The following is a 6677-nucleotide window of genomic DNA, read 5'->3' on the forward strand; positions in this document are numbered from 1 at the left end:
AGATTGAACGCTGATCAGCGTCCGTAAGGATCAGCGACGATTTTATCTACGTACCATTTGCCTTTTATTTTTAGCATTTCGATAGTGCGAAAATCGTCAATTTTTCTACCGTTAAAATAACCAGTAAATACAATGTTTATTCTTGCCTTATTGCCGTATTGTTCGCGCAGACTTGAATTTGACATATCAATTTCAATTACCACTTCATCGTACTGTAAATTAATAAGACTGCGGGCAAACTGTTTTGCTGTACCGTACGATTTCATTATGCGGGATAATGTAGGGGTCGCGAAATTGCTGGCTTTTTGCAAGTTATGCTGATTATAAAGCGCATCAAAATACACCGTGGCGGTATCGCCTGGGCTATCATTATCTATGTACTGGTCTTTAGGTTTAGTATTTTCATTACAGCCAACGATCAAAATACTAAAGATGAGCACAAAAGTGGTTAAAATTGTTTTCATATTTGGTCAGGTTGATTACTCATACATAAAGTGTGTGATGGAATGCTGCGGATGTAAAGAGGATAGTACTAAATAGGTGTTAACTTATAGGGAAAGTAATAAAAAAGGATGTTGAAAAACATCCTTTTTTAATAATGTAGTCTGATTATTGAACAAGCTCTTGCTCGGAAAACTCTTCATCAAACATTGGGCTTGATAAGTAACGCTCTGTTGCACTTGGTAAAATAACCACAATATTTTTATCTACGTTTTCAGGACGTTCAGCAATACGTTTTGCTGCAACCACGGCTGCACCCGATGAAATACCGACTAAAATCCCTTCTTTTTTCATTAGCTCGTGGCACATTGCGATACATTCTTCATTAGACACTTGCTCTACACCATCAATTATTGATAGGTCTAAGTTCCCTGGAATAAAGCCTGCACCAATCCCCTGTATTTTATGTGGCCCTGGTTTTACCTCTTCACCGGCAAGCGTTTGACTAATAACTGGCGAGTGGCTTGGCTCTACGGCTATTGATTTTACATTAAGGCCTTTCTCTTTTTTAAGATAACGACTAACACCTGTAATAGTGCCGCCAGTACCAACACCTGCAACAAAGAAATCGATTTTGCCATCAAGTGCATTAAAAATTTCTGGGCCCGTTGTTTCAAAGTGAATTTTAGGGTTTGCTGGGTTTTCGAACTGTTGTAGCAAAATAAACTTATCTGGGTCTGCTGCTTGAATTTCTTTGGCTTTAGCAATAGCGCCGTTCATACCTTTAGCGCCATCTGTGAGCACTAGGTTAGCACCGAGTGCCTTTAATAGTTTACGACGTTCTAAGCTCATGGTGTTTGGCATAGTCAGCGTTAGTTTGTAGCCGCGAGAGGCCGCAACAAATGCTAAAGCAATACCAGTGTTACCTGATGTCGGCTCTATTAGCTCTTTGTCTTTGGTAAGTTGACCTGATTTTTCAGCTTCCCAAATCATTGATGCACCAATACGGCATTTAATACTAAAGCTAGGGTTACGTGATTCAACTTTAGCGTATACATTCCCACCTGTAACACGGTTAAGTTTTACCAACGGTGTGTTACCGATGCTTAGTGAGTTATCTTCAAAAATAGTAGACATAATGTTCCTTTAGGTACAATCTGATCAACACGTTAACAGCTATCCTGTTAACTTTATAAGCCTACTTTACTGTGAGATAAAAAAAGTTAAAGTAAGCTTTGGCTATAACATATATTAATTACGCTTATAACGGATTGAACTAAAAATCCAACCTGTTAATTTTTTAGTTATTAAAAAGGCGAGCATATGCCATTTGTTCACCTTTAACTTTATACGTTATTTCTTGTTTATGTAGTCGTTATTTAAACAAATCAACGGTACTCACTTATATTTTGTTGGTTAATTGTGCAAATGAACTGCGGTTGAACAGTTTTATGACACAAACTATTCAAAACATGATAAAAACACACTATCTAAATTCAATAAAGTAATCACCATGAAGTTAATCTTAAAATTAATTGCCGGTATTGTGGCCGGTATTTTAGTCGGGCTCTACATTCCCTTAACTGGCGTTGAGCTTTTATATACAGTAAAAGAGCTTATTGGCCAGCTTATTAGTTTTACAATTCCACTGATTATTTTGTTTTTTATTGCCTCAGGTATTGCTGGGCTACCTAAAGGATCAGGCCATCTATTGGGGAAAACAGTCGGTTTTGCGTATGGCTCAACAATTATAGCCGGTACTTTAGCGTTTTTATTAGTGACAGCGGTTATTCCGTTCTTAAGCGGTGGTATTTCATTTGAAGCCGAAGCAGTCACTGAGGTAGGTAGCTTTATTGACTTAGAAATTCCACCGTTAATGGGTGTTATGACAGCTTTAGTCACAGCCTTTGTTTTTGGTATTGGTATGAGTCAGCTTGGATTAGACACATTAAAAACTGTGTCGGATCAGGGGCGCGACATTATTGATGGTTTACTATCAAAAGTAATTATTCCGGCATTGCCGTTTTACATTGCGGGTGTATTTGCTGAAATGACTGTAGCAGGTACCGTTGTCGACACATTACAAGCATTTGGTGTAGTGTTAATTGCTGCGTTAGTTATGCATTGGCTATGGTTGAGTGTGCTTTATATTGTATCGGGCCTGTTACTCAAACGTAATCCTATTGAGCTAATTAAAAATATGTTACCTGCGTACTTTACTGCACTAGGAACCATGTCGAGCGCGGCAACCATTCCAGTTTCTTTGCAATCAAGTAAAGCCAATAACGTAAAAGAAGATGTAGCTAACTTTACCGTGCCATTATGCGCCACTATTCATTTATCTGGATCAACAATTACCATTGTAACCTGTGCCATGGCTGTGATGTATTTATCGCCTAGCATGGAAATACCTTCACTAATGGCTATGCTGCCATTCATTATGATGTTAGGTGTAGTGATGATTGCAGCGCCAGGTGCACCAGGTGGTGCGGTAATGTCGGCATTAGGTTTACTAACGAGCATGCTAGGTTTCAACGAAGGTGCAGTGGCACTAATGATTGCACTTTACTTAGCGCAAGATAGCTTCGGTACTGCGTGTAATGTAACGGGTGATGGTATTATTGCTTTATGGGTTGACCGTTTTAGTGAAAAAGCGTCAGCTTAAATCACTATCGCGTATTTACCTGCTTTTGGTAAATACGCTTTAATTATATTGGTCATGATGACCGGCGGCGAAAGCATAATATTAGTTATGGTTTCGTCGTATGTATGCTAATGTTGAAAATTAATTTTGTTAACTTGCATCTTATTAGGCTAGTGAGGGTGTTCCATTGATTAACGTACTTTTAGTTGATGACCATGAACTTGTTCGCACAGGGATCAGACGTATTCTTGATGATATACGTGGTTTTAAAGTGATAGGTGAAGCTAAAACAGGCGAAGAGGCTGTGCAGTTTTGCCGTCAGCATTCGCCAAATATAGTGTTAATGGATATGAACATGCCTGGTATGGGCGGGCTTGAGGCAACTAAAAAGATTTGCCGTTACTGTCCTGATGTGAAAATTATTGTCCTTACTGTTAATTGCGAAGACCCATTTCCAAGTAAGGTAATGCAAATTGGTGCTCATGGTTTTTTAACCAAAGGTGCTGGGTCTGATGAAATGGTTCGCGCTATACGTTGTGTGCACGCAGGACAACGTTATATTGCTCCAGAAATAGCACAACAGATTGCACTTGCGCAGGTAACCGGGCGTACCGATGAAAACCCATTTCAAAGCCTATCTGAGCGTGAACTACAAATTATGTTGATGATCACCAAAGGTGAAAAAGCACAAGATATCGCTGAGCGCTTAAATTTGAGTTCTAAAACAGTAAACAGTTATCGCTATCGTATGTTTGAAAAGCTTAACGTAGGAGGCGATGTAGAGCTTACTCATTTAGCTATACGTTACAAAATGATTGATATAGATATATCTTACTAGTCGTTATATATGTCTGAATTTGATCATGCTCAGTTTTTAAAAACATTATCGAGTGAACCTGGCGTTTATCGCATGCTCGATAATGACAACCAAGTTATCTATGTCGGTAAAGCTAAAAGTTTAAAAAAGCGGGTAAGCAGTTACTTTCGCAGCAATATTATCGACAGCAAAACCCGTGTTTTAGTAAGTAACATTTTTAATATTGAAGTCACGCTTACTAATACAGAAACAGAAGCGCTTCTGCTTGAAAACAATCTGATTAAAAAATATCAGCCACGTTATAATATTTTGTTACGTGATGATAAGTCGTATCCCTATATATTGCTCACTAATCATAAGCATCCGCGCTTAGCCTTTCATCGTGGCAGCAGAAAAGTAAAGGGCGAATATTTTGGTCCTTTTCCAAGCGCTGGAGCTGTCTCAGAAAGTTTGCGGTTAATGCAAAAGATCTTTCCTGTGCGTCAATGCGAAGATGCTTATTATCGTGCGCGAAGTCGTCCCTGTTTACAGTATCAATTAAAACGTTGTTCTGCGCCGTGTGTAAATAAAGTTTCTGAAGATGAATACGCGCAGCAAGTTAATTATGTTCGTAAGTTTTTAACCGGTAAATCTCATGAAGTAATAGCCGATCTAATCGCTAAAATGGAAAGAGCCAGTGAGCAGCTTAATTTTGAACTCGCAGCTAAAGTACGTGACCAAATTATGTTACTGCGTAAAATGCAGGAGCAACAATCTATCTCTGGCAATTTTGCGGAAATGGATGTGGTCGGCTTTGCCCATTTAAACGGTTTAAATGGGATTCATTTATTGATGATCCGCGATCATAAAGTGCTGGGTAGTAAAACTTATTTTCCAAAGGTACCTAAAGACTCACAGGAGCAAGAAATATTAACCTCTTTCTTGGGTCAGTATTATTTAGCGCCAGGTGCTACAGGGCGTATTGCCAAAGAAATTATTTTACCGTTTGAAATTGAAGAAAGTGATGCGCTCAGTGAAGCACTAACTCAAATTAGTGAGCGTAAAGTATCACTAAAAGTGGTTGCCCGCGGTGAGCGAGCACAGTACTTACAGTTAGCAAATAAAAATGCATTAAATAGCATTACGGTGAAGCAAAGCACTCAAGACTCTATAAACAAGCGTTATGCGCAATTAAAGGCCACTTTACGCCTTGATGATATCAATCGCATGGAATGTTTTGATATCAGTCACACCATGGGTGAAAACACAGTGGCCAGCTGTGTTGTATTTGACTCTCAAGGGCCAAATAATAAAGAATATCGTCGTTATAACGTGACGGGCATCACTGGCGGTGATGATTACGCCGCTATGGAATTTGCACTAAACAAACGTTATAACAAGCTGGTTGATGAAGATAAAATTCCCGATGTTATTTTTATTGATGGTGGTAAAGGGCAATTAGGTAGAGCGGAGCAATATTTCGAAAACTGGCCGCATACCAAAATGCCGTTATTAGTTGGGGTTGCAAAAGGCACTAGCCGTAAGCCAGGCCTTGAAACCTTGCTTATAGATGGTGGGCGTAAGACAATCCCTATGGATTCTGATGCACCAGCACTGCATTTGATTCAGCATATACGGGATGAATCGCATCGTTTTGCAATTGCAGGCCACCGTAACAAGCGCCAAAAACAGCGTACTCAGTCGTTATTAGAAGAAATAGATGGCGTTGGTTCAAAGCGTCGACAAACATTATTAAAATATTTAGGGGGCATGCAAGGCGTAAAAGCTGCTAATATAGAACAGCTAAAGAAAGTTCCTGGGATCAGTCCTGACATGGCTGAGAAGATATTTAACCATTTGCATGACAAGGGCTAGCCCTATGTGCGAATATAGAAAAAAGACATATCCAAGTAGTTATGTGGAATATTCCAAACACACTCACAACGTTTAGACTCTTTCTTATCCCCATTTTTTTGGTGATATTTTATATGCCTTATTCATGGGCATTCTTTGTTGCTGCCTTTATTTTTTGGCTGGCTTCGATCACAGATATACTCGATGGCTATTTAGCCCGTAAACTTGAACAATCAACGCCTTTTGGTGCGTTCTTAGACCCTGTTGCTGATAAAGTAATGGTGTGTGCTGCCTTGGTTGCTTTATCTGAGCATTATCAATCTTTGTATATGACTATCCCTGCGCTTATTATTATTAGTCGTGAAATTGTTATATCGGCGCTACGTGAGTGGATGGCTGAACAGGGGAAGCGCGGTAATGTGGCTGTATCCGATATGGGTAAATTAAAAACGGCAGCTCAAATGTTAGCCATTATAGGTTTAATCTGGCAGTACGATAGCTGGATGATGTATTTAAGCTATGGCCTACTTTATATCGCCACGTTTTTAACGCTTAGTTCTATGGTGCAATATTTAGTTGCAGCATGGGGAGAATTGACCAAAAATTGATTGTAAACGTCTAATAACGCACCATTTTAGATAAAAAATAATCAAACAGTTCAAAAGTAGCATTTTTTGTGTTGACGCGTTTAATAATCTCTGTAGAATGCGTCCGTGTTGAGAGGGCATAGCCCCCTAGATAAACATTAAGCGGCACTAGCTCAGTTGGTAGAGCGCGACCTTGCCAAGGTCGAGGTCACGAGTTCGAGCCTCGTGTGCCGCTCCAGTTTATCTTAAAGCTAACCTAGTATTGAGGCGGAATGGCAGAGTGGCCATGCACCGGATTGCAAATCCGTTTACCCCGGTTCGACTCCGGGTTCCGCCTCCAATCAACACTCCACAC

At 39.7% G+C, this 6677-nt stretch carries 6 protein-coding genes and 2 tRNA genes; 6 read left to right on the top strand and 2 right to left on the bottom strand.

Going from position 1 to position 6677, the window contains the following annotated elements; genetic code table 11:
* Positions 1-14: 14 nt before the first annotated feature.
* Together P20439_RS10280 and cysK are read right to left on the bottom strand one after the other, a co-directional pair.
* Positions 15-464, bottom strand: a complete 450-nt coding sequence (locus tag P20439_RS10280; RefSeq protein WP_008113087.1) for a hypothetical protein — start codon at positions 462-464, stop codon at positions 15-17.
* A gap of 145 nt (positions 465-609) precedes the next feature.
* Complete coding sequence (gene cysK / locus P20439_RS10285; protein ID WP_008113090.1) at positions 610-1578, bottom strand: cysteine synthase A; 969 nt, start codon at positions 1576-1578, stop codon at positions 610-612.
* A gap of 376 nt (positions 1579-1954) precedes the next feature.
* Between cysK and P20439_RS10290 the strand changes: the two genes are divergently transcribed.
* The 6 genes from P20439_RS10290 (at position 1955) to P20439_RS10315 (ending at position 6662) form a co-directional block, all read left to right on the top strand.
* Positions 1955-3106, top strand: a complete 1152-nt coding sequence (locus tag P20439_RS10290; protein WP_008113092.1) for a dicarboxylate/amino acid:cation symporter — start codon at positions 1955-1957, stop codon at positions 3104-3106.
* A gap of 166 nt (positions 3107-3272) precedes the next feature.
* Positions 3273-3923, top strand: a complete 651-nt coding sequence (uvrY, locus tag P20439_RS10295) for a UvrY/SirA/GacA family response regulator transcription factor (protein ID WP_008113093.1) — start codon at positions 3273-3275, stop codon at positions 3921-3923.
* 9 nt (positions 3924-3932) lie between these two features.
* On the top strand, positions 3933-5756 hold the full coding sequence (gene uvrC, locus P20439_RS10300) for an excinuclease ABC subunit UvrC (protein WP_008113095.1): 1824 nt from the start codon (positions 3933-3935) through the stop codon (positions 5754-5756).
* 41 nt (positions 5757-5797) lie between these two features.
* On the top strand, positions 5798-6343 hold the full coding sequence (gene pgsA, locus P20439_RS10305) for a CDP-diacylglycerol--glycerol-3-phosphate 3-phosphatidyltransferase (RefSeq protein WP_036933597.1): 546 nt from the start codon (positions 5798-5800) through the stop codon (positions 6341-6343).
* Between the two features lie 141 nt (positions 6344-6484).
* Positions 6485-6560, top strand: a tRNA-Gly gene (locus tag P20439_RS10310).
* A gap of 28 nt (positions 6561-6588) precedes the next feature.
* Positions 6589-6662 (top strand) — tRNA-Cys (locus P20439_RS10315).
* The last annotated feature ends 15 nt before the right edge of the window (positions 6663-6677 follow it).

The organism is Pseudoalteromonas sp. BSi20439, assembly GCF_000241165.1.
Taxonomy (GTDB): domain Bacteria; phylum Pseudomonadota; class Gammaproteobacteria; order Enterobacterales; family Alteromonadaceae; genus Pseudoalteromonas.